The organism is Microcystis viridis FACHB-1342, assembly GCF_014698335.1.
GTDB classification, from domain to species: domain Bacteria; phylum Cyanobacteriota; class Cyanobacteriia; order Cyanobacteriales; family Microcystaceae; genus Microcystis; species Microcystis ichthyoblabe_A.
Window position 1 is genome coordinate 19,369 of sequence record NZ_JACJSV010000001.1, and the last position, 23,397, is coordinate 42,765.

The 23,397-nt window shown below is 41.7% G+C and carries 22 protein-coding genes; 13 read left to right on the top strand and 9 right to left on the bottom strand.

Annotation, left to right across the window (positions count from 1 at the left end; translation table 11 throughout):
* Positions 1 to 135: 135 nt before the first annotated feature.
* Together H6G40_RS00080 and cysC are read right to left on the bottom strand one after the other, a co-directional pair.
* Entirely contained in the window at positions 136 to 1,863 is a 1,728-nt protein-coding gene (locus tag H6G40_RS00080) for an ABC transporter ATP-binding protein (protein WP_024969003.1), read from the bottom strand.
* Positions 1,864 to 2,295: 432 nt separating this feature from the next.
* Entirely contained in the window at positions 2,296 to 2,841 is a 546-nt protein-coding gene (cysC, locus tag H6G40_RS00085) for an adenylyl-sulfate kinase (RefSeq protein ID WP_043999288.1), read from the bottom strand.
* A gap of 316 nt (positions 2,842 to 3,157) precedes the next feature.
* Here cysC and H6G40_RS00090 point away from each other — a divergent pair, with 316 nt between their 5' ends.
* Both H6G40_RS00090 and H6G40_RS00095 read left to right on the top strand, forming a co-directional pair.
* Positions 3,158 to 5,326 (top strand): lytic transglycosylase domain-containing protein, encoded by a 2,169-nt coding sequence (locus H6G40_RS00090; protein WP_069474779.1) that lies wholly within the window; start codon positions 3,158 to 3,160, stop codon positions 5,324 to 5,326.
* Positions 5,327 to 5,733: 407 nt separating this feature from the next.
* Positions 5,734 to 6,564 (top strand): energy-coupling factor transporter transmembrane component T family protein, encoded by an 831-nt coding sequence (locus tag H6G40_RS00095; RefSeq protein ID WP_016514550.1) that lies wholly within the window; start codon positions 5,734 to 5,736, stop codon positions 6,562 to 6,564.
* A gap of 9 nt (positions 6,565 to 6,573) precedes the next feature.
* Here H6G40_RS00095 and coaE read toward each other — a convergent pair whose 3' ends face one another.
* Both coaE and purC read right to left on the bottom strand, forming a co-directional pair.
* The gene (gene coaE / locus H6G40_RS00100; protein ID WP_002739784.1) at positions 6,574 to 7,155 is read right to left on the bottom strand and encodes a dephospho-CoA kinase; all 582 of its coding nucleotides are present in this window, start codon (positions 7,153 to 7,155) and stop codon (positions 6,574 to 6,576) included.
* 61 nt (positions 7,156 to 7,216) lie between these two features.
* The gene (purC, locus tag H6G40_RS00105; RefSeq protein WP_002743721.1) at positions 7,217 to 7,942 is read right to left on the bottom strand and encodes a phosphoribosylaminoimidazolesuccinocarboxamide synthase; all 726 of its coding nucleotides are present in this window, start codon (positions 7,940 to 7,942) and stop codon (positions 7,217 to 7,219) included.
* A 337-nt stretch (positions 7,943 to 8,279) separates the two neighbouring features.
* Between purC and H6G40_RS00110 the strand changes: the two genes are divergently transcribed.
* Complete coding sequence (locus tag H6G40_RS00110) at positions 8,280 to 8,576, top strand: DUF7219 family protein (RefSeq protein ID WP_002743720.1); 297 nt, start codon at positions 8,280 to 8,282, stop codon at positions 8,574 to 8,576.
* 261 nt (positions 8,577 to 8,837) lie between these two features.
* On the opposite strand, the gene thrS is transcribed toward H6G40_RS00110, so the two are convergent.
* Positions 8,838 to 10,637: a threonine--tRNA ligase gene (thrS, locus tag H6G40_RS00115; RefSeq protein WP_002740114.1), complete on the bottom strand. Its 1,800-nt coding sequence runs from the start codon at positions 10,635 to 10,637 to the stop codon at positions 8,838 to 8,840.
* 134 nt (positions 10,638 to 10,771) lie between these two features.
* On the opposite strand from thrS, the gene H6G40_RS00120 reads away from it, so the two are divergent.
* Positions 10,772 to 11,692: a metal ABC transporter solute-binding protein, Zn/Mn family gene (locus H6G40_RS00120; protein WP_042791092.1), complete on the top strand. Its 921-nt coding sequence runs from the start codon at positions 10,772 to 10,774 to the stop codon at positions 11,690 to 11,692.
* 302 nt (positions 11,693 to 11,994) lie between these two features.
* Here H6G40_RS00120 and H6G40_RS00125 read toward each other — a convergent pair whose 3' ends face one another.
* Positions 11,995 to 13,098, bottom strand: a complete 1,104-nt coding sequence (locus tag H6G40_RS00125; RefSeq protein ID WP_069474780.1) for a CobW family GTP-binding protein — start codon at positions 13,096 to 13,098, stop codon at positions 11,995 to 11,997.
* A 102-nt stretch (positions 13,099 to 13,200) separates the two neighbouring features.
* Entirely contained in the window at positions 13,201 to 13,638 is a 438-nt protein-coding gene (locus H6G40_RS00130; RefSeq protein ID WP_069474781.1) for a DUF4079 domain-containing protein, read from the bottom strand.
* Between the two features lie 4 nt (positions 13,639 to 13,642).
* On the opposite strand from H6G40_RS00130, the gene H6G40_RS00135 reads away from it, so the two are divergent.
* On the top strand, positions 13,643 to 16,279 hold the full coding sequence (locus H6G40_RS00135) for a M1 family metallopeptidase (protein WP_081330868.1): 2,637 nt from the start codon (positions 13,643 to 13,645) through the stop codon (positions 16,277 to 16,279).
* A gap of 31 nt (positions 16,280 to 16,310) precedes the next feature.
* Here H6G40_RS00135 and H6G40_RS00140 read toward each other — a convergent pair whose 3' ends face one another.
* Positions 16,311 to 16,928 (bottom strand): 7-carboxy-7-deazaguanine synthase QueE, encoded by a 618-nt coding sequence (locus H6G40_RS00140; protein WP_036400770.1) that lies wholly within the window; start codon positions 16,926 to 16,928, stop codon positions 16,311 to 16,313.
* On the opposite strand from H6G40_RS00140, the gene H6G40_RS00145 reads away from it, so the two are divergent.
* The 8 genes from H6G40_RS00145 (at position 16,905) to H6G40_RS00180 (ending at position 22,458) form a co-directional block, all read left to right on the top strand.
* On the top strand, positions 16,905 to 17,462 hold the full coding sequence (locus tag H6G40_RS00145) for a Ycf51 family protein (RefSeq protein WP_080601666.1): 558 nt from the start codon (positions 16,905 to 16,907) through the stop codon (positions 17,460 to 17,462). The two genes, H6G40_RS00140 and H6G40_RS00145, sit on opposite strands and share 24 nt — an antisense overlap.
* A gap of 19 nt (positions 17,463 to 17,481) precedes the next feature.
* Positions 17,482 to 18,591, top strand: a complete 1,110-nt coding sequence (locus tag H6G40_RS00150; protein ID WP_002740090.1) for an iron-containing alcohol dehydrogenase family protein — start codon at positions 17,482 to 17,484, stop codon at positions 18,589 to 18,591.
* Between the two features lie 278 nt (positions 18,592 to 18,869).
* Positions 18,870 to 19,067: a type II toxin-antitoxin system HicA family toxin gene (locus H6G40_RS00155; protein ID WP_024968900.1), complete on the top strand. Its 198-nt coding sequence runs from the start codon at positions 18,870 to 18,872 to the stop codon at positions 19,065 to 19,067.
* The gene (locus tag H6G40_RS00160) at positions 19,067 to 19,276 is read left to right on the top strand and encodes a type II toxin-antitoxin system HicB family antitoxin (RefSeq protein ID WP_002739801.1); all 210 of its coding nucleotides are present in this window, start codon (positions 19,067 to 19,069) and stop codon (positions 19,274 to 19,276) included. The genes H6G40_RS00155 and H6G40_RS00160 overlap by 1 nt, the downstream gene beginning before the upstream one ends.
* Positions 19,277 to 19,316: 40 nt before the next feature.
* Entirely contained in the window at positions 19,317 to 19,397 is an 81-nt protein-coding gene (locus H6G40_RS00165) for a type II toxin-antitoxin system HigB family toxin (RefSeq protein ID WP_370445040.1), read from the top strand.
* A gap of 4 nt (positions 19,398 to 19,401) precedes the next feature.
* Positions 19,402 to 19,623, top strand: a complete 222-nt coding sequence (locus H6G40_RS00170) for a hypothetical protein (protein WP_002739743.1) — start codon at positions 19,402 to 19,404, stop codon at positions 19,621 to 19,623.
* A gap of 91 nt (positions 19,624 to 19,714) precedes the next feature.
* The gene (locus H6G40_RS00175; RefSeq protein ID WP_002740048.1) at positions 19,715 to 20,014 is read left to right on the top strand and encodes a hypothetical protein; all 300 of its coding nucleotides are present in this window, start codon (positions 19,715 to 19,717) and stop codon (positions 20,012 to 20,014) included.
* A gap of 1,526 nt (positions 20,015 to 21,540) precedes the next feature.
* Positions 21,541 to 22,458, top strand: coding sequence for a hypothetical protein (locus tag H6G40_RS00180; protein ID WP_002740064.1), 918 nt, complete (start codon positions 21,541 to 21,543; stop codon positions 22,456 to 22,458).
* A gap of 67 nt (positions 22,459 to 22,525) precedes the next feature.
* Here the strand turns inward: H6G40_RS00180 and H6G40_RS00185 are convergent, their stop codons facing one another.
* Positions 22,526 to 23,392: a hypothetical protein gene (locus tag H6G40_RS00185; RefSeq protein ID WP_002739646.1), complete on the bottom strand. Its 867-nt coding sequence runs from the start codon at positions 23,390 to 23,392 to the stop codon at positions 22,526 to 22,528.
* Positions 23,393 to 23,397: the final 5 nt, after the last annotated feature.

Below are 23,397 nucleotides of genomic sequence, written 5' to 3' on the forward strand. Positions count from 1 at the left end.
CAAGTGTATGAACAACCGCGTGTAAGCATCCCACCGAAAAACTAATGCGCGGGGGGTTTGGGGGGTTCTACCCCCCAAAAACTTGGCTTGAATGATAAAATCAGAAATAACGCCCAACTCTTAACGCCAAATAGACTAATCTTGAAATTGTCTAGCATGAAATTGAGCGTAACGACCATTAAGATTTAATAACTCCTCGTGATTACCCACCTCGATAATTTCACCCTTTTCTAAGACTAAAATACGGTTAGCTTTTCTGACAGTTGCTAATCGGTGAGCAATAACAAATACCGTGCGCTCCGTCATAATTCTTTCTAAAGCTTCCTGCACTAAAGCTTCCGATTCCGAATCGAGCGCTGAAGTCGCTTCATCTAAAATTAAAATTCTCGGATTAGATAAAACCGCTCGCGCGATGGCGATTCTTTGTCTTTGTCCACCCGATAAATTAACACCCCTTTCTCCCACATAGGTATAGTAACCCTGGGAAAGTTCACCGATAAATTGATGAGCGTTGGCAATTTTTGCCGCTTTTTCCACCTCTTGCAGATTAAAATCTCCCTGACCAAAAGCGATATTTTGGGCTATAGTGCCAGAAAAGAGAATATTTTCCTGCAAAACTACGCCAATTTGTCGCCGGAGACTTTTTAAAGTCACATCACGAATATCCACCCCATCGATTAAAATCTTGCCGGCAGTGGGGTCATAAAAACGCAATAAAAGATTAACTAAAGTGGTTTTTCCCGCTCCCGATGCTCCCACTAAAGCAATCATTTCCCCAGCGTGTGCAGTAAAATTAATATTTTTTAAAACCTGTCTGTCCTCATTGTAAGAAAAATTTACTTGACAATATTCAACTTCTTTGCTATGAGGTGGCAACTCGATCGCATTCGGTTTTTCGGTAATTGTTGGCAAAATAGCTAACAATTCAAAAATCCGATCCATGGAGGCTTGACCCTGTTTAAATTGATTATAATTACTGGTAATATGGGCGATGGGATCGATTAACATTGCCACCGCCGCCACATAACTAACAAAGTCAATTCCAGTTAAATTCTTTTGGGAAATTTGCCAACCAGCGAGAAAGAATAAAAAGATGACACCGAGAGCTTGTAAGAATCCCACCACGACGTATTGTAAAGCTTTGGTGGATTCTGATAGGTATTGAGCGCGGCGATTTTCCTCCGCTTCTTGGGCAAAAAGCTCGGTTTGATAATCTTCAGCTGCGAAAGCTTGCACCACGCGAATACCGCCAAAAACTTCGGTTAATAACGAAGAAAGATTAGATATTTTCGCCTGGGCGCGACGAGCATATTGTAATAATTTTTCGCCAAAAAATCCCACCAAAACTCCCAACAAAGGAGCGATAATAATGACAGCGATCGTCAATTGCCAGTTAACAATAAACATATAGGCAAAGACGACAATTAACTGTAAGGCTGAGGGAATAAAATCATGGAAAAATTTGTTAATTACTTCCCCAATGCGATCGATATCTTCCGTTAAACGATAGGATAAATCACCAGTTTTTGCCGTTTCAAAGTAATTTAAGCCGAGGGTTTGCAGGTGTGCATAAACTTTTTTTCTTAATTCCAGGGCAATTTTTAAAGAAGCTTTTGCCATCAGGGAATCTTGCCCATACTGAGACATTCCCCGCAGTAAAAAAACCACTGCCCCCACCCCCGAAAGTGTCGCCAATGCCTGCACATTTCCCTCACCGATATATCTGGCCATTTGTCCGGCTAACCAAGCTAAAATCGGCCAAAATACCGTAAATCCGATCGTACAGATAAACGCCAAAATAATTGTTTGGGTTTGGGGACGGAGATAGGGAATGAGGTTCCAATAACTAGAGCGAGATTTCAAAATAATTTAGCACCTTTAAATATTAAGTATTCCTGCAAAATTAATTTGCTAGTCGAGACAGTTATCAGTTATCAATTATCAGTTATCAGTTATCAGTTATCAATTATCAGTTATCAGATTTAAGTTTTAAGTGAGCAGTATTAAATAGAAGTTTCCTACTGTCTTTTCACTGTTTACTGTTTACTGTTTACTGTTTACTGATCACTGACTACTGTTTACTGTTTACTGTTTACTGATCACTGTTTACTGATTACTGTTTAGGCACTCTTGCACTTTGACCAGAGGGTTAGGGAGAGGTATAATTAACCTTGCTTAGGTACTGAAGAAAAGGAGATTAACTAACAAATTTGCCTAAGGGGTTAATCGGGGTGTAGAGACGTTTTTAGTCCACGTCCCTACGATATTTTCCAATAATACAAAGTTATTCTGGGATTAAACCGCCACAGCTTGATGAATGTAGCCTAATTCCGTCAATTTGTTCCAGACTTTGGCGACACTTTCCTCTAAAGTCTCTAAATCAGTGCGGCATTCCACTTCCGGGTTAAAAGGTGGTTCATAGGGATCATCAATTCCCGTAAAAGACTTGATTTCGCCAGCACGCGCTCTTTTATATAATCCTTTCACATCGCGATCCTCACAGACGTTTAAGGGAGCATTCACGAAAACTTCGACAAAATTGCCGATTTTTCCCCGTACTTCCTCGCGAATCTCACGATAGGGAGAAATAGCCGAAACTAGGACAATCACACCGTGACGGGTGAGCAAATTAGACACAAAACCAATGCGACGGATATTTTCATCGCGATCCTCTTTACTAAATCCTAAACCTTTGGTGAGGTTCGTCCGTACTATATCGCCATCGAGAACTTCAATGGAATAACCTTCAGCGATTAATTTTGCCTGTAATGCCTCGGTAATCGTGCTTTTCCCCGCACCGCTCAATCCCGTTAACCAAACCGTCACGCCGCGCTGTTTCATAGTAATCATTAATAATACTTAAATCCTGTTTAGCGTACCATATCTCAGGGATCAGTGATCAGGAGTCAGGAGATAGGAGTCAGGAGTCAGGAGTCAGGAGTCAGGAGATTATTTTATTTATTCTCCCTACACCCTACACCCTACACCCCACACCCTACACCCCACACCCTACACCCTACACCCCACACCCTACACCCTACACCCCACACCCCACACCCCACACCCCACACCCCACTTCCCCAACCTGATTGAAACAAACAACCTGTCACCACGATCACTGATAATGTATGTTGAGTTACTGTCTTGAATTAAGGTAATGTTTAAGAAATTCCCCCCTCACACCCCGCTCATTCTTGGACTAGGTTCTGGGGTTGCGCTTTTTACTCTCACCAGTCTCTTTCTCTTTCACCCGAAAATTCTCGCTTGGCTCGATCGCAATAGTGCTTCGGTTCCTAGCCAAGATCCTAACCAATCCTCTGCCGTAGTTGATAGCGCTTCCCTACCACAAACCGAGCGAGATGTCAAGTTAAAAGATGTTGCTGATGCCAATGCGCCCTCTTTAGAGCGTAGTCGCGCCCGCTATCTCTTGGCTATGGATTTATTGAGAAAATATGAAGGCGGTCCGGCTTTAAAACAATTAGAAGGCTTAGAAAAACAATATCCTGTCCTCGCTCCCCAGATTCTCCTCAAACAGGGACGCGCCTACGAATTAAGCAATGATAGTGAAAGAGCGCGAGAAATTTGGCAAAAATTACTGGAAACCTATCCCCAATCGCCCGTAGTGGCGGAAGCTTACTACTCTTTGGGCAAATACGACCCCAGTTATCATGAAAAATTGCTCAAGGAATACCCCCGACACCCGCGCACTTTGGCTTTAATTCGCCAACGTCTTCAAGAAAATCCCGATCAATTTCCCTTATGGTTGCAGTTAGCCAAGGCTAATCCTTTTGATCCTACCCTCAATCAGGCCCGCGATCGTTTGGTGAAAGACTACGCCAATCAGTTAACTCCGGCGGATTGGGCAATGATTGGGGCGGGTTATTGGCAGTCGGGATTGTACGAAAAGGCCTATAAAGCCTACGCTAAAGCCACTCCTAGCCCCGAACAAGCCTATCGTTACGCCCGCGGGCTACAAATTGCCAAAAAACTGCCAGAAGCTCGCATCGCTTACCAAAAATTAATTAAAACCTATTCCCAAGCCCCAGAAACCGGTTTAGGATTACTGCGACTCGCCCAAATTTCTCCTAACCGCGATGCCGTAGCATATCTCGATCGCATTGTCAAGCAATTTCCCGATCGCGCTCCGGAAGCTTTGGAGGCGAAAGCCAAATTACTCAACTCAACTAATGCTCAGGCCGCTAGTCAAACATGGCAGACTCTATTAAATAAATACCCAAAATCCGACGAAGCCGCCGATTATCGCTGGTTAATGGCCCAAAGAGCTGCTAAATCCGGTGATTACGCCAAGGCGTGGCAGTGGGCGCAGCCAATTGCGGTTAATAATCCCGATAGTCAAATTGCCCCGAAAGCGGCCTTTTGGGTGGGAAAATGGGCGCAAAAACTGGGCAAAAACCAAGAAGCAAAACAAGCTTTTACCTATACTATTTCTCGTCATCCCCATTCCTATTATGCTTGGCGCTCGGCGGTTTTATTAGGTTGGGACGTGGGGGATTTTACCACTGTCCGCTCCTATAATCCTACCACCGTCAAACCCGCCACTCGTAACGATCCCCCCGCCGGTTCGGAAGCTTTCAAGGAATTATATCGAATTGGTGAAGATACGGACGCTTGGAATCTCTTCCAAGCAGAAATTGTCGATCCTTGGCATTTAACCGTTGACGAACAATTTAACCTCGGTGTCTATAAACTCTCTCGCAATCAAAATTTAGAAGGAATTAACCTGATTTGGCGCTTGCGAGAAAGAGATACCCCAGAGGAAAAGGAAGCCTGGAAAGTCCTGCGACAAAATGATAAATACTGGCACGCTTTATTCCCTTTCCCCTACTACGATAGCATCCTACAATGGTCTAAAGATAGACAATTAAATCCCCTGCTAGTGACGGCTTTAATCCGGCAAGAATCCCGCTTTGAAAAAGAAATTCGTTCTCCTGTGGGGGCAGTGGGATTAATGCAGATTATGCCCGATACAGGTAAATATATCGCGGGTAATACTGGCAATAAAAGTTATTCTTTAACCAATCCCGAAGATAACATTATGATGGGGACATGGTATCTCGATTATACCCATGGCAAATTCGCCGGAAATTCACTTTTTGCCGTGGCTAGTTATAACGCCGGACCTGGGGCAGTTTCTAAATGGAAACAGCGTTTTGATTTTAGCGATCCCGATGAATTTGTCGAGAATATTCCCTTTAGAGAAACTAAGGGTTATATAGAATCGGTGTTTGGTAATTATTGGAATTATCTCCAGATTTATAACCCTGAAATTCAAGAGCAAATGAAGAGAGTTGCTAACCCTTCCTAGGGGATTGATGGGGATGGGTAATTAACTCATTCCCTTAAAGTTATAATTAAATTGAAGATATATCCCCCCTTAATCCCCCCTTAATAAGGGGTGTGCCGATCCCCCCTGCCCCCCTTAATCTATCCCTTATAGGGATCTTTCTTAACAATTTTTGCAGTAAGCACTCCAACCCTTATCCTGACTTGATTTCAGTTTTTTCTTTGTCAGTAAGGGTGTCAACAAGGAATATTACAAATTGTTAACCGAGTCTTGAAAGCCTTGTGCTACAAAGGTTTGAAATGTTAAGAAAGATGTGACTAAAGGACAGCCCCCTTAATAAGGGGGGTGCCGATAGGCGGGGGGATCCCTATAAGGGGGGCATCTGACAGTTTTTAACACCTAGCTACTTACTAACTTTTTTCCTAATTATGCAATCATTTAACTGGCAAACCGTCGATCGAGATTCTCCTTTTACTCGCCTAGATTTTCGGACAAAATTAACCATGATGATCGTGGTTACTCTTATCGCTTTTACTTGGGAAAGTCCCCTCGCTGGCGGTTTGCTAACTCTTATTGTCGCTTTAGCTTGTCTCTGGGCTGGGGTAAAATGGTCTTATCTCCTCACCATTTTAAAATTCATGGCTCCTTTTTATCTATTCTTATTAATTACCATGGGATTTTTTAATGTGGAACAGGTAAAAGCTTTAACAGGAAAAACTGAATTAACTCCCTTATTAACTGTCGGTTCTGCTCAAATGACTGTGGAGGGAACCCTCTACGGTTTAAATGTGATCTTTAAAACTCTCACCATGGTTTTAATTATTCCCCTCGCTATTTTTACCACTGATATAAATCAGATGATGGTGAGTTTAACTAAAGCCAGAATTCCCTACAAAATAGTCTTTATTTTTTCCTCTACCCTGCGTTTATTTCCTCTCCTAGTAGAAGAATCTCGATCGATTATTTCTGCTCAAAGATTACGAGGATTAGCAATAGAAAAAATGGGTTGGCTGCAAAAAGGAAAAATTTACGCTTCTATCGCTGTACCTTTAATTCTAAACGCTATGGCTAAATCGCAAAAATTAGAGGTAGTTCTACAAGCTAAAGCTTTCTCTGGTGATCCCGATCGCACATTTTTACAGGAATCAATCTTAACCAATAAAGACTATTTATTAATTATTGGCTTTCTATTTTTATTGGTTTTGGCAATTATTCTCTATGTAAAATTCGGGGTGGGAAAATTTGCCTGGTTGTTTTAAAATTAATCCCTATTGTATAGCTCGATCGATCTGGGTATATAAAGCTTCTAAATCCCCGGAATTGTCCAAAACAATATCAGCTAAGGCAATTTTTTCGGCTAAAGGCATTTGATTATTAATCCGAGCGATCGCTTGTTCCCTAGTTAAGTTATTTCTAGTCATTAAGCGTTGAATTTGTTGCTCGAAACTGCAAGAAATCACCCAAATCTCTGTGACTAAATGGGTTAATTTGGCTTCAAACAATAAAGGGATAGAAAAAACAACTATCGGGGCTTCTAACTGCTCTAAATGCCGATTAAAACATTCTCTAACGTAGGGATGAATCTGACTTTCTAACCAGATTTTTTCCTGGGGATTATTAAAAATAATCTCTCCTAACTGTTGGCGATTAAGGGAATTATCCTCAGTTTTAACTTTTCTGCCATAACGCACAAAAATTCTCTCTAAAATTGCCGAACCTTTTTCCACTGCTTCCCGGGCATAAATATCCGCATCAAGGACAGGAATTTTGTAGATATTTTCTAAATAATTGGAAACCGTGGATTTACCACAGGCTATTCCCCCTGTTAACCCGATAATTCTTCTTGACATAAATTATTAAATTGCTAATCTCAATTAAGGTGCGTTACGCGCTCGCTAACACACCCCACAGTTATAAACTCTCTATCTGTTGTAAAACTCTTGCTTGTACTTGTTGATAGGCAGTTTCCACATCTCCTAAATCGCGACGAAAACGATCCTTATCGAGAATACGCGCTTGGGCATCCTCTTGGGTTTTATCCCAGAGACGACAGGTATCGGGGCTAATTTCATCACCTAGATAAATTTTGCCCGTTTTATCAACTCCAAATTCTAACTTGAAATCGACGAGAATAATCTGGCACTTATCAAAAAATTCCTGTAGATATTGATTGATTTGCAGGGCTAAATCTCGTAACTGATTGACTTGCTCCTCGCTGGCAATATCAATCACTTTTATGCGATCGGGCGTTAACAAAGGATCGCCCAAAGCGTCATCCTTGAGGTAAAATTCTACAAGAGGAAAAGGTAAAATTTTCCCCTCCTTTAATCCCGTTTGCTTACACAAACTCCCGGCGGCGATATTTCTGACTACTACCTCCAAGGGAATGATTTTAATCGCCTTGACGCGCATTTCCCTAGAACTAGGGCGATCAATATAATGGGTAGGTATTCCTAGGGATTCTAACCATTGAAATAGGGCAGTGGAGACAGTACAGTTAATTTCCCCTTTACCGACAATTTGCCCGCGTTTTTGGGCATTAAAAGCGGTGGCATCGTCTTTGTAATAAGTAAGGAGAATATCGGGATCATCGGTTTGATAGAGAATTTTGGCCTTGCCTTCATAGAGTTTTTCCATAGTTATCATCCTCGGCAATTGATAAACGAAAATCGATGGTTAATCAGATAGCGGCAGCAGCAAATTTTGGCGATCAACCTAGATAAAAAATTTAGATCATCAGGGAGATGATTGTTGAGAAAAAATAATGTATAATTGCTGCTTAAAGATAACTGTCAACATTTTGCGACCGAATCTTAACCTATAACCAAAAAGTGTCACGATTTAAGTGTCAATTTTTGGCGAATCAGCCAAGTTTTTACTTAAATCCTCAATCATAGCCAACAACTGATATTATCTCCCATTACCATTACCGAAAAATCTAAAGAAATTCCGCAAAATTACCCGCCATCGCCCTATGAACCAGAATCCTCCTAACGATGATAACCCGAATCTCCCCGATCGCCGCAAGGAGGATTTTCTCTATCCTCGCGCGCCCTACTATGGGGAATTTAAGCCAGAAAACTTGCTATTTAACGCCAATTTACAGGAATTTGCCCAAAAAGTCAGTTTTATTTGTAATCTGGAAACGGGGGGCAAAATCAGTTCTCTAGAAGCCTACCAAAAAATTAAAGCCCTCTGGAAAGACTTAAAACAGAGCAAAAAAGGACTGGGGATTGGGGAAAATCCCTTTCAAAAAGATGATGATACCTAAAGGATAATCAGGAAAAATCGGGTGCATCTCAATTTTGTAGAAATATCTATATTACAGGGCGCACGCGGTGCGCCCCTACTATTGGCGCAATAATATTATTGTAGGGGCGAATTGCATTCGCCCTCTTTGAATAACTGCTGCTGCTCACCATAAGTGAGAGAAAGTCACAAATATCAGATGCACCCGAAAAATCTCCCGGGTTGATCAAAAATACTGGGACAGAAATATTTTCTGTCCCCATAGAATTAGATAAGCAAACGCTTAAAAATTACCGTGATTTTGGATGGCACTTTCTAATTTTGCCACCACTTCCTCGACGCTAATTACTCCTAAATCGCCCGTGGCACGGGTGCGAATACTTAAACTATTACCTTCCATTTCTTTTGCCCCCACCACTGCCATCACGGGAATTTTTGCGGTTTCAGCATTGCGAATCATTTTACCCAAACGTTCGCCACTGGTATCGGTTTCGGCCCGAATTCCTAACAACTGCATTTTCGCTGTCACCTCTTTAGCGTAATCCAATTGACTATCACTAACCGGTAATAATCGTATCTGGACAGGGGCTAACCAAAGAGGAAAATCCCCCGCGTATTCTTCGATTAAAATACCGATTAAACGTTCCAAAGAACCAAAAGGTGCGCGATGAATCATCACCGGACGTTTACGATTACCATCTTCGGCAACGTATTCTAATTCAAAACGTTCGGGTAAATTATAATCTACCTGTACCGTTCCTAACTGCCATTCTCTTTCGAGGGCATCTTGGAAAATAAAGTCTAATTTTGGACCATAAAAAGCCGCTTCTCCGGGGGCTTCAAAATAATCCATCCCCAAAGTTTGCACCGCTTTTCTAATCGCCGATTGTGCCTTTTCCCAAGCTTCATCGGAACCGATATACTTATCCGATTCGGGGTCACGAAAACTCAATCGCGCCTTAAAATTCTTTAATTGTAAACTCTTAAACACCGTCAAAATTAAATCAACAACGCTTAAAAATTCCTTGTCTAATTGTTCGGGAGTGACAAACAAATGGGAATCATCGACGGTAAAACCGCGAACTCTAGTTAATCCTCCCAATTCTCCCGATTGTTCGTAACGATAAACTGTCCCGAATTCTGCCAAACGCATCGGCAATTCCCGATAGGATCTCAAATCACTTTTATAGATTTGAATATGAAAAGGACAGTTCATCGGTTTGAGGACAAATCCTATTTCTTTACTAGCAGATTCCTCATCGTCTGCCATCATGGGAAACATATCTTCTTTGTACTTTTGCCAGTGACCGGAAATTTTAAACAAATCCACGCGAGCAATATGGGGAGTAACTACGGGTAAATAACCGCGTTTTAACTGTTCTTTTTTGAGAAAATCTTCTAACAAAGAACGAATTAAAGTGCCTTTCGGTGTCCATAAAGGCAACCCCGGCCCGACAGAATCAGAGAAAATAAATAAACCTAATTCTTTGCCTAATTTGCGATGATCCCGTTTCAGTGCTTCTTCCTTACGGCGCTTGTATTCGGCTAATTGTTGGGGATTTTCCCATGCCGTGCCGTAAATGCGCTGTAATTGGGCTTTATTCTCATCCCCGCGCCAATAAGCACCCGCTACCGTCTCTAATTCGATCGCTTTCGGGTCTAGTTCACTTGTATTACTTAGGTGCGGACCGGCGCACAAATCCCACCAAGCGTCACCAAGATGATAAAGGGTGATGGGTTCTTGAATTCCCGCCAGAATTTCCAGCTTATAGGGTTCATTAATCGCTTTAATGCGCTTTTCCGCCTCTTCCCGAGAAACTTGCTCGCGAATCACCGGCAGTTTTTTATTGATAATTTTGACCATCTCTTTTTTGATGTCCTTGAGATCCTTATCGGTAAAAGGTTCCGGCACATCAAAATCGTAGTAAAATCCGGTTTCAGTCCAAGGCCCGATAGTAACTTGGGCTTTCGGGAATAATTTCTGCACCGCCATGGCCATCACATGGGAGGTGGTGTGACGAATGCGCTTGAGGTGGTCGGATTCGCTGGTTTTCGGTAGTTTAATCGGGGCTTGGTTATCCATATCTCTTCAATTTACACCTTCTCTATTCTCTATTTTAATGGTAAAAGGAGTCTTTAGTCAGGAAAAAAATCAAGATAGATATCAATGCCATTTACCCTCATCTCTAACCCCTAAACCCTCATCTCTATTTCTCGATGAAAAAACTAATTTTATCCTGTTTATTTTTGGTATTGGTTGCTTGTCATGCCTCGGTTAATACTACTGATAACCAAAAACCCAAGGTAATCTCCACTAGCACAATTATCGCCGATTTAACCGCACGAGTGGGCGGTGAAGAAATTGACCATCAAGACATTTTAAAACCCGGGGATGATCCCCACGTTTATGAACCAGTTCCCGCCGATAGTGTGGCTTTAGAAAAAGCCGATTTAATTCTCTATAACGGTTATAATCTCGAACCGGGGTTAATTAAAATGATCAATTCTACGGGAATTAAAGCTAAAAAAGTGGCTGTGGGAGAAGCAATCAAGCCTTTACAATTGGAAAAAGAGGGGCAGAAAGTCCCCGATCCCCACGTTTGGGGTTCAGCAAAAAATGGTATAATCATGGTGGAAAAAATCCGAGATCAATTGATTGAATTAAGTCCCGAAGATAAAGAGATTTTTACCCAAAATGCCGCCCAATTAATCGCAGAATTAGAAAATCTTGATCGCTGGATTACTGTGGCTATTGAAACTATCCCCCCTTCCCAAAGACAATTAGTCACCACTCATGACGCTTTTCAGTATTATGCTCATGCCTATGGTTTAAAAGTATCGGGAACTTTAATTGGTATTAGTACCGAAGAACAACCAAGCGCCCAAACGGTGAAAAATTTAGCCGATGCTATTAAAAATCTCAAGGTTGCTGCTATCTTTGCCGAGACGACTATTAATCCCGCTTTAATTACCACTGTAGCCGAAGAAGCGGGGGTGAAATTAGCACCACAACAATTATATTCTGATTCGATCGGTGCGGTGGGTACTAGAGGGGATAGTTATGTAAAAATGCTCAGGGAAAATACTCGCTCGATCGTGGAATCTTTAGGAGGAAAAGTACCTCAAGAAGGTCAATAGACCTCTTGTAAAAATCAAAAAATTGTCCTTAGAGTCAGGAGTTAGGAAGGCAGAAATACCGACAATCAGCAATTATCGGTGACTTTTAGATGATGACAAATAGATCAGCAGCTGCCTGTAAGCATCCCACCGAAAAGCTAATGCGCGGGGGGTTTGGGGGCGGCGCCACGCCCCCAACGGGGGGTTTGGGGGGTAGAACCCCCCAAAAGCTTGGATTGAGGGAAAAAATCGAAAGTAACGCCCGACTTTAGCAGAGAGTTTCCCCTTAAAAATCCCAACTTAGTAGATTTACAAAGCGGGGTTTATTTGCCAAATCCTTTACCGCGATTGACAGCAGGTAAACTGAGACAATTGTTAATCTGTTCTTTTAGGGTTTCATGATCGAGATTTTGACCGATAAGAACTAGCTGATTTTTGGGAGTACCTTTCCATTCGTCATCTTCGAGAGTGAAACGCTTACCACTGAGGTGGAAAATATGACGTTTAGGACTTTCATCAAACCAGATAATACCCTTAGCGCGGAAAACGCTTTCTGGTAACTGATTATCGAGGAAATATTGGAACTTCCGAATCGAAAAAGGTTGGTCACTAGCAAAGGAAATAGAAGTAAATCCATCCACCTCTAAATGATTGGAATGGTCGTGATGATCATGATCGTGATCGTGGTGGTGATCATGGTCGTGATCATGATCGCAATGCTCGTGATCGTGGTCGTGGTGATCATGGTCGTGGTGTTCTTCTTCTGTGTCGAAATATTTATCCGATTCAAATAGTCCGACGCTGAGAATTAAGGGTAAAGGGACTTGACTTTTGCTAGTACGAAGAATTCTCGCTCCTTCCTTCATGTCCCGGATTCTTATTTCTAAAGAATCCACATCCGCTTCATCCACTAGATCGGTTTTATTGAGAACAATAATATCACCGTAGGTGATTTGACTTAAGGCCGCTTGCGAGTTGAATAAATCAAGACTAAAATTGGCACAATCCACCATAGTGACAATGGAATCTAAACGGGTCATTTCCCGTAATTCCGTCCCTAAAAAGGTTAAAGCTACCGGTAAAGGATCGGCTAATCCTGTGGTTTCTACGACTAAATAATCGATTTTTTCGGGACGTTCGAGAATTTTATAAACTGCTTGAATTAAATCCTCGTTAATCGTGCAGCAAATACAGCCATTATTTAATTCTACCATGCTGTCATCACTGCTGATAATCAGTTCGTTATCGATACCGATTTCACCGAATTCATTGACAAGAACAGCAGTTTTTAATCCCTGTTGATTGCTGAGAATATGATTGAGGAGAGTAGTCTTACCACTACCAAGAAACCCAGTAATAATTGTTACCGGTAGCCCTTTTTTTGGCACTGACATCGTGTTAATAGCTTGTGATTCGACGGTTTGCATAATGATTTGGGGGTGAGTATTCTGTCACTAAAAAGTGATTTTTCGGGATGAGATGGCTAGTTTTTCTTGATCAAACAGTCTCCACTCGATCGCCGACTATTTTTATTGTAGATATTTTTGGACCACATCCCATCCTGTTAGGGTAACAAAAAGAAAACCCAGAAACAATAAAAGATTAGTGCCGATGTGGAGAGACCGCGCTAGAGGTGGACGAGTTGTAATGTTCAGGCCGCTAATTGCGGAAACAAAAACCAGAAAAACCACCAATAAACCCGCTATCAGGTGGGAAGAGTGGCCTAAACTGCCATAATGACCGATTGTTCCCACTAATCCGATTCCCAGCAGAATTAAGACCAAAGCAACCATGATCAGGCCGCTGAGGAGATGAAAGGGTCTTAACCATTTTGGTCGAGATTGGCCCGCGAGTCGTCGATAACCCATGTTTCCCCCCGAAACCGCTAGTAAAAAATAGGCAAAGAGGGCAAATCCCATCGACCAAGCGGCAATTTTCCATAACCAGAGAAAGGAGGGGAGATTCATAGGGGTGGGATTATTATTAGCAAGGAAAGGGACGACCGATCGTGTTAATTTAAGTTTACCGGACAAAAATCAGCAAGTTAGGGCTAATATGTCTCATCTAACCATCGACACGGAAAATAATCAGCGTCAACCCTTTGAGTTACCCGGGGCTAAACCCCATTATAACCCCGATCGACCCGGACAAGTTAATCATATTTTTCTCGATTTAATTATTGATATTCCCCGACAAAGTTTTCAGGGCAGCTGTCAGATTACCCTCACCCCCATTCGTCAGGGAATTAGCAGTTTAACTCTGGATGCGGTGGCTCTAAATATTAATTCTGTGTTCATTGAAGATATCAGTCAACCCTTTGACTATGATCGTTCTCTTCTGACCATTCATCTGCTACAACCCACCACCGATAAACCGATTATCCTGACGATTAACTATCAAGTTAACCAACCACAACGGGGATTATATTTTATCGGCCCCGACGAATATTATCCCGATAAACCGATGCAAGTTTGGACCCAGGGAGAAGATGAAGATTCTCGCTTTTGGTTTCCCTGTTTTGATTACCCTGGCCAATTAGCCACCTCCGAAATTCGGGTAAAAATTCCCCAACCCTATATCGCTATTTCTAACGGGGAATTAATCTCAGTGGAACCCGTGGGTGAGGACAGAATTTATCACTGGTCACAAAAGCAAATTCATCCTACCTATTTAATGACTCTTGCGGTGGGAGATTTTGCTGAATTATGCGACTCATGGAATGGTGTTCCCGTTACTTATTATGTGGAAAAAGGACGGGAAGAAGAGGGACAAAGAAGTATGGGTAAAACTCCCCGCATGATCGAGTTTTTTAGCCAAAAGTTTGGTTATCCCTATCCCTATCCCAAATACGCGCAAGTTTGTGTAGATGATTTTATCTTTGGTGGGATGGAAAATACTTCCACCACAATTTTAACTGATCGCTGTTTAATTGATCAAAGAGCCAGCATTGATCATACTTGGACAGAAAGCTTAGTTGCCCATGAATTAGCTCATCAATGGTTCGGTGATTTAGTGGTGATTAAACACTGGTCTCACGCTTGGATTAAAGAGGGAATGGCTTCCTATTCTGAGGTTTTATGGACAGAATCGGAATACGGAAAAGCAGCTGCTAGTTATTATTTATTAGGGGAAGCAAGAAGTTATTTAGAAGAAGATACTTCCCGCTATCGTCGTCCGATTGTTACTCATGTTTATCGAGAAGCGATCGAACTTTATGATCGTCATCTCTACGAAAAAGGTGCTTGTGTTTATCACATGATCCGCTCTATTTTAGGGGAAGATTTATTCGCAAAAGCGATTCAGACTTTTGTGCGGGATAAGGCCCATAAAACCGTAGAAACCGTGGACTTATTACGGGCGATCGAAAAAGCGACCGGGTACAATTTATTATTTCTCTTTGATCAGTACGTTTATCGCGGTGGTCATCCCGATTATAAGGTGGCCTACAGTTGGGACAATCAGAATAATTTAGCCCAATTAACTGTCACCCAAACCCAGGATGAAAAAGAACTATTCGACTTGAAAATTCCCGTCGCTTTTGCCTATCTCAACTCTGACGATCTTACCTACAATCTGCGGATTCACCAAAAAGAACAAAGTTTCTATTTTCCCCTAGCACAAAAGCCAGATTTTGTCAAGTTCGATCGGGGTAATAATTTCCTCAAAACCGTCACTCTTGAGTATCCCATCGCCGAATTAAAAGCGCAATTACAACAGGATCCCGACCCGATTTCCCGTATCTATGCAGCCATAGCCATTGCTAAAAAAGGCGGTTTAGAAGCGATCGAAGCTTTGGGGAGATCCCTAGAAAATGAGCCTTTTTGGGGGGTGCGTGTGGAGGTGGCCAAACAGTTAGCAACTCTTGGTTTAGATCAGGCAGTTACTGCTTTAATTAAAGGTTTAAACGACGAAAAAGCCCAAGTACGTCGGGCAGTGGTCGAGGGATTAAGTGAAATTAAAACCTTAGATAGTTATAACGCGCTTAAATCCCGATTAGAAGCTGGAGACGCTAGTTATTATGTGGAAGCGGCCACAGCGCGAGGATTAGGCTCCATGGCCGTGGGACAATTGCAAAATCAAGAAGGGGAAATTATTGACCTGCTCAATCATATTTTACAGTCAAGAAAGGGGTGGAATGAGGTAGTAAGAGCGGGCGCAATTGGCGGTTTAAGCCAGTTAAAAACCTCGCCGGCGGCTTTAGAGTCAATTTTGACCTACACGGCTTTAGGCACACCTCAACCCCTGAGATTAGGCGCTATCCGCGCCCTAGGAGCGATTTCTTCGGGACAAACCACGGATAAATTAACCGTAATTTTGGAACGTTTAGAAACCATTGCCAAGGAAACTTTTTTCTTGACACAAGTGGCAGTGTGTAACGCTTTAGGACAGATAGAAAATGCCAAAGCTATCGCTATTTTACAAGCTTTGAGCGATCAAACTCCCGATGGTCGCGTTCGTCGTGTAGCGGAGGAAGCAGTACAAAAAGTCCAGAAAAAATTAGGTTCCGACAAAGCAATTCAGGAAATTCGCGAGGAATTAGAAAAAATGAAACAGGAAAATCAGGAACTTAAAAGTCGTTTGACCAAATTAGAGGCGAAAAATAGTTAGTTAACCTGAGTTATCAGTTATCAGTTATCAGTTAGCGGACTCCTAAAAACTTATGGGTTTGGAGACTGAGACGCCATTGGGGATGCCGAAGAACATAATTAAAGACTAACTCTTTGCTTTCTGCTGTATTCCATTCGGGTTGTAGATATTTAATCACCCCTTCCGATAACTTACTTTCCTGCATAGCTGCCCAGTCTAAATCCTCTGGATTAGCCACGACAATTTTTAACTCATTTACCCGTGCATAAATACTAGGATCGGGCATTTTATAAGTTTTAGGAGAAAAAGTCACCCAATCAAAAACCCCAGTAAAAGGATGAGCGCCAGAAGTTTCTAAATGTACCCGTAAACCCTGATTTTTAAATTCCTCGGTCAAAGGAGCAAGATTGTGCATTAAAGGTTCACCCCCGGTAATCACCACCATAGCGGGGTTAGCGTCTTTTGCCATCTCAACCAATTCCCCCAGGGATTTTTGGGGATAACGGTGGGCATTCCAAGACTCTTTTTGGTCGCACCAAGGACAATAGACATCGCAACCTCCCAAACGGAGGAAAAAAGCATTGCTTCCCGTCCAAAAGCCCTCGCCCTGAACAGAATGGAAAGTTTCGACCACAGGATAGGTACAATGGTTTATGCTAAACGTTTTCATAGAATCAGTATTATAGAAAATATGGACATTCCCCTGAACTTTGCCAAATACATCCAATGGTCTGGTATTGCCACGCTGGTTTTTTTGGTACTCACGATTATCGCTTTTCTCGTCGGTTGGGGAATCCGCTTTCGTCTCGTCGGTGTCACTAGCTTTATGGCTGTGTTGACGGTGGGGATTTTCGGTCTTGGGTTAGGATTATTTACCCGTACCGAAATTCCGGGAGCGGTGAGATTCTCCCTTGTCTATGATAACGGAGCTAATCAAGCTGTTATCTCCCTGCCCAATACTGTTACTCCCGAGCAGGTGGAAGCAACCCTAAAACAAGCCGCTAGTGACTTGTTTTCCTCCGGTCGCGCCGGTGCTGGCGGTAATAATCAATTTATCATTAGCGCTCGCACTCTCGTTCATCCTCAGCCCGGTTTATCTGCTCCTTTGTACCTGGGACAGATTAAAAAATCCTTCTCCGCCCCGGGGGATAATACTCCTGAACTACAGCTTTTTCCCGAAAGTTTCGCTAAAATTAGCCAATAATCCTTGAGGTTGTCAAAAAATGTCCAATGCTGTCGCTGTTTTGCCCCTGTTAATCGCCCCCGCACAAGTGATTCGGGGTGACAATGCCCTAGAAGAATCCACCGGCAAGTTAGCGGATTTGGGTAAACGTCCCCTGGTGGTGGGCGGCGATCGCAATTTAGCTTTTTTGTCATCTCCCCTGAAAAATCTCACTCCTAGCTATCACAGTTACGCCCCCGATTGTTCGGAAAATTCCCTAGCATATTTAAAGGCATCTGTCAAGAGTCATGAGGCAGATTTTATCATCGGTGTGGGTGGCGGCAAAGCCCTCGATACGGCCAAATTACTCGCCCATCAGTGCCATTTGTCGATCGCCACGATTCCCACCTCCGCCGCTACCTGTGCGGCTTGGACAGCCCTATCTAACGTCTATTCTGACGCAGGGGCGTTTCTTTACGATCTGTCCCTAGCCCGTTGTCCGGATTTATTAATTCTCGATTACGGTATTATCCAAACTGCCCCGAAAAGAACCTTAATCGCCGGTATTGGCGATGCGATCGCTAAATGGTACGAGGCTTCTGTCAGTAGCGGTCATTGCACAGAAACCCTGATCATTGCCGCTGTCCAACAGGCCCGGGTTTTGCGGGATATTCTTTTCCAAAAATCCCCGGCAGCCCTGGAAAATATCGGCGGGGAGGACTGGAAACAGGTGGTGGATGCCACCGTTTTATTAGCCGGAGTAATTGGTGGTTTAGGGGGCGCTAATTGTCGTACCGTGGCCGCCCATGCGATTCATAATGGTTTAACCCATATTCCCGCTTGCCATCACGCGCTCCACGGGGAAAAAGTCGCCTACGGAATTCTCGCCCAATTGCGTCTAGAGGAAATAGTTTTGGGTAATCAATTGGCAGTATCGGCCCGGGGGCAACTAATCCAGTTTTATGAACAAATTGGTTTACCGAAATCCCTAGAGGATTTAGGATTAAAAGATGTTTCCCTTGCCCAATTGCGCCACGCGGCCGCAATTGCCTGTCAGCCTAATTCGGACATTCATCGTTTACCTTTTACGGTTTCCCCAGAACAAGTTATGGCGGCCATGGTTTCTACTACCACTGCCGATACAATGGTGCAGAAAGTTAAAGCTAATTAACGGGAATATTTTCGGGATTTATGGCTTTGTCTGTTGCGGGTGAGTAGTGATTTGATTGTAGTGGTGATAGCTCAAATCTTTGCTTTGTTGGTCATTGTAGCCAAGAATAAAGTACCTCCCTCAATTACAGGTTGGGTTGACGTAAGGAAACCTAACCCGGAGTGACCCTTCGGGGTGTTGGGTTTCGCTTAGACAATCGAATTGATACGTTTTCGCTCAACCCAAACTACGAGGACACGGCACTGCGAGGCGATGTGATTGTGTTAAAATCCAGAATCATGAAAGTCAAACAAGTGATTAAAGTGTTAGAAGCGGATGGCTGGTATCTTGCTAGAACACGAGGAAGTCATAGGCAGTATAAACATCCTTCAAAATCTGGTACGGTAACGGTATCGGGGAAATCCAGCGTTGATGTTCCTATTGGGACTCTTAAAAATATATGGCGACAAGCTCAAATTGAGGAGGACAAAATATAATGCGATATGCAGTTGTTATTGAAAAAGGAGAAAATAGCTACGGTGCTTATGTTCCCGATCTTCCCGGTTGTGTTGCGGTTGCAGAAACATTAGAAGAAGTTAAACAATTAATTGCTGAGGCAATAATTTTTCATTTGGAAGGCTTAAAAGAAGATGGATTAACTGTTCCTGAATCATTGTCGATCTGTGAGTATGTAGATGTAGCTTAGGGGGTTCCAAGGTGGAAATAAGATTAGACTAATAGCAGCGATTCATTACAATCGACAAAAAATTTATATTCGAGAAGTTTTAACTCATTCTGAATACGACAAAAACAAATGGAAGGAGTAAAAAAATGCCGACGATAGATATAGAGAAAACACGGCAAGCTTGGACAAACTTAAAGCAAATACTCTTTATCCCTCGCAATGAATCAGAATATGAACAATTAGTAATTATGTTAGATAATTTGATAGATGAAATAGGAGAAAATGAAAATCATCCTCTTGCTTCTTTAATGGAAATTTTGGGAATATTAATAGAAAATTATGAACAGGAAAATGTTCCCCAATTATAAATGGTAGGGGTGGTGCATTCCCAAATATTGGTTAACCTTGAAATTGTCATGTTTTCAGGGAACACACCCTAGGAAAGAATGCGATCGCCCTGTGAGAAAATATCTTACCCTCCTGATCGCCTACGAAACCGCCGGCGATCGAGAACGGGCGATATCAGCCCAACTGTCCAATCATGACCTCTTGACCAGGATTACCGAGATAGATTACCGTCTGGGCGGTTCATCCACCGAAACCTATCTAACAAGAATCGCCCAACGAGAACAGTTAGAGATTCAGTTGAACCGTTACCGTCTCGAACGGGAAACCGCTAAACGACAGCTTCTATCCCTGACGGGGTTTTCCACTCCCCAACCCGCCGGAGAAACTTCTAACGAGTCGATAGCTCTATAGACAGTCCATTAATTGCGTCGAATAATTGTAAATTTTTGTGGAGAAGTGCGGTCAGAACTAGAAATCTTAGCTAGTCTTTTAGAAGAGTTCCGTTATTTCAGCTTACTGTCATAAATTTAGTTAATGGGGTGATATACCGAAAGTTTCTACATATAGCAGTTTTCATCAGAATAAGGTATGGGCAAGGGTCTTAAACCCTTTGTTGGCAAAACTTGTCGATACCTCAGTAACGTGAAAAGTGCTATATCGTTACTCTGGAGAGTGTTGTACAGATATTCTCTCGTAAACCCCTGAACATTTACGCATTAAGGAGACTCTCGTGATTCCATATAAACCAAAACAACTGCCCCACGCGCTCAAGGTTTTGCGGCAGGCATTTCTAAGATGGATCGCAGTCGGTTTTAGCAGTGCAATTCTTGCTTCCTGTGGACTCCAAAATCAGACCAGCGGGTTGAGGTTGCTGGATACAGCGAAAAATCGAGTGACGAACGATTTGCAATCCAACGATTTGCAATCCGAACGAGGGGTGGACTACACCCGCCTGCGCGACCTGCTGAAGGAAGCGTACGTTGTAACTGTAACTAACATCGAGACGGGATCTCTGACGAGAGAGAGGAGTGAAAAAATCTTAAACGATTATCATTATCCAGCTCTTGACGAAACTCAAAAGGTAATTGCCCAGTCCGTGGGATTAGAATCGAGCTGCTACGAATCGAATCGAGCCAGAAAAGATCCGACGTGGTCTGCCCTTTGCCCGCGAGATAAATTACTGAACATACCCTGTACTGACCTCAATACCATAGAACGTCTGTGGACAAGCGGCAATCCGGAGCGCTCGCGCTCGGTGAGGGAAAGATGGATAGGCCCGCTACCGGAGCTAACGAGGGCTGCTATCTTCCACTCCTTGAAAACATGTAAACTATAGATTGCCATCGCCGTAGGGTGCGTTCCCTAATAGACATCTTCAAAAATTATAACCCAGTCACAGCTTGCTTTTAGCCTATATACTAATTAAGTAGTTCGATAGCTGAAATGTATATCTATCGTTGCTAATTCAATTTCACTGAAAAAATATGAGGCAATTAAAATAATTTTTATTCGGGTAGATTCCTTAACTAGAAAGACTTTTGGTCTTGAGATAATATTAGGTCGAGGTCTAATGCAAGTCCTACTGCTCCACCGATCGATTTTGGGTAACGCACCACGCACATTCTATCTCCCGATAGCGATCGCTAAGGGTCGAATAATTGTAAATTTTTGTCAAGAGGTGCGGTCAGATTGACGAATAGTTGTTATAACACCAGAAAACTCGTGTTATTTCAGCCTATTGTCAGGAATTTAGTTAAACAAGGTTTTTGGCAATGTGCTATGGCTAACACGCTTTTGGGTATGATATGGGGAAATTTTTCTTGCGATTGCACTAAAATAGATGGATATACAGAAAGTTGACCCATATCGTTACCGTAGAAAGTGTTATACAGAATAATGACAGACATTTATTTTTATTACAATTTAGGGTAAAACTTATGGTTTTGAAGGATGGTTTAAGTGATGATGAGTTTAAAAAATTGATTGAACGACTTTCCTATAGAAAACAGTATAATCAAGAGGTTATCACTCTTGATGCTGTTAAAGAGAGTCTTCAAGAACTAGGATTATCTGACTTGTTAATGGATAATGACATTGAGGAGGTTCGCAGACAAGTGAATAAAGAATTTAAAAAACAACAAAGAAAAAATTACCTAATATTTGCTTCTGTTTTATTAGTTTTAACTATTCCCTTATCTGCTTTTGGCGGCTATAAATTTAAGGAATGGATTTCCAGTTTTTTTCAGCAATCTAGCAATTCCGATTTAGTTCAGTTATCAGAAAAATTAAATACACTTGAGTCGGAAAACAAAGATTTGCAAAGAAAAATAAAAGAGCTTGAAGATGAAAATCAATCTTTAAAAGGTTCAAATGTACCCAGTCCCTCGGCTTCATTCGCACCTGATAATGAAACTGTGTCAGAGCCGTCTTCTTTTAATACGGATAAGATTGTTAAAGTCCAATCTTTAATTTTTCAGTTCAAAGAATGCCAAAGATCAGCAATTTCTTCAACACTTCAAAATATTAAGTGTTCTCTTTTGGTGACAAGTACACAAGATAAAAACAAGCTCTATATACACGGAAATTATAATTCTAACAATAGAAGTCGAATCATTGAGGATGGCAAAGAACTAATTGCAACCAAAGTGGATTTTGGCAGTAATTCTGGCACTTATCAAGCCGACAATATTTTGATTAAAGATACTCCTATTGAGGTTATTATTACTTTTGAAAACGTTCCACAAAGTATTAATAAAGTTGGGGTAATTGAAGTTAGTTCTTATCTAGAAAGTCCTGAATTTAATGATAATGTTAAGGCCGAATTTTATAATAAAACGTTATCAAGTTCTCAATAAGTTTACTGGAGGCCATCGTGCCAGTGAAACTCCAGTTCTCTACCTGATTATGGTTTAACTGTTTATCTCAGTCACTTAAAGTTTGTTTGATAATTTTCCTGAGTTCTTTCCATACTATTTCACCTCTGAAAAACTCCCAAGGTTTAGACTCTAACACTTCTTCGTAAAAATAAACTTGCTTTTCATTAAGAGTGTAAACAATTGGTACAATATACCATAGAAGATCTACCGTTTCTTCAAAGGGATTTGTCTCTGTAATTTGTTGTTTTGTTTTCTCATCTATGAAGTTTGTCATAGAGATAGAAAAACAAATATTTGTAGGTATCTTCAAGTTAAAAACAGTTTGTAAAATACTAGAAAAGTTAGAGTTTTTTTTGGCGTAATTGAAACAATTCGTTGCAAACTCTCTTAATGAGTTATCATTAACAGAAGAAAAATAGGAAAAGATAAAAAAAGCTTCTCCTCTCATTGGCAGACCACCAATTGATGTTTTAAAACTAGCTGCCTTAGCTACTTGTTTAAAAACTTTGCCATCATAGATAATATCATTGTAAATGGATGAGCAACCTTGACTGATAAGTTTTGGTTTGACTTTTACTAAGTATTTAGTGATGCAATCTTCGTTGCTATTGACGTAATCAAAGTTTTGATAAAGTGAATTCCTCGCTTTTCTTAGTGATTCACAGCCTGGATTTTCTTCACATAATTTGGTGAATACTTGTCGTAATTGCAGAATATTAAGAGAATTACATTGACAAATAAAGTCTTGAATGATAATCCGTAAAGTTTGTTCATTCCTCAAATTTGCTGTAGAAAATCCCCCTTCCCAAATGATAGCAATAAAAAGAGAAGGGTTAGATTCATAGAGAGAAATTAAATCTCTAATAATTTGATTTTTGAGAGAGCCTAAATAAGATTCAAAAGGAGTATTCATAAATT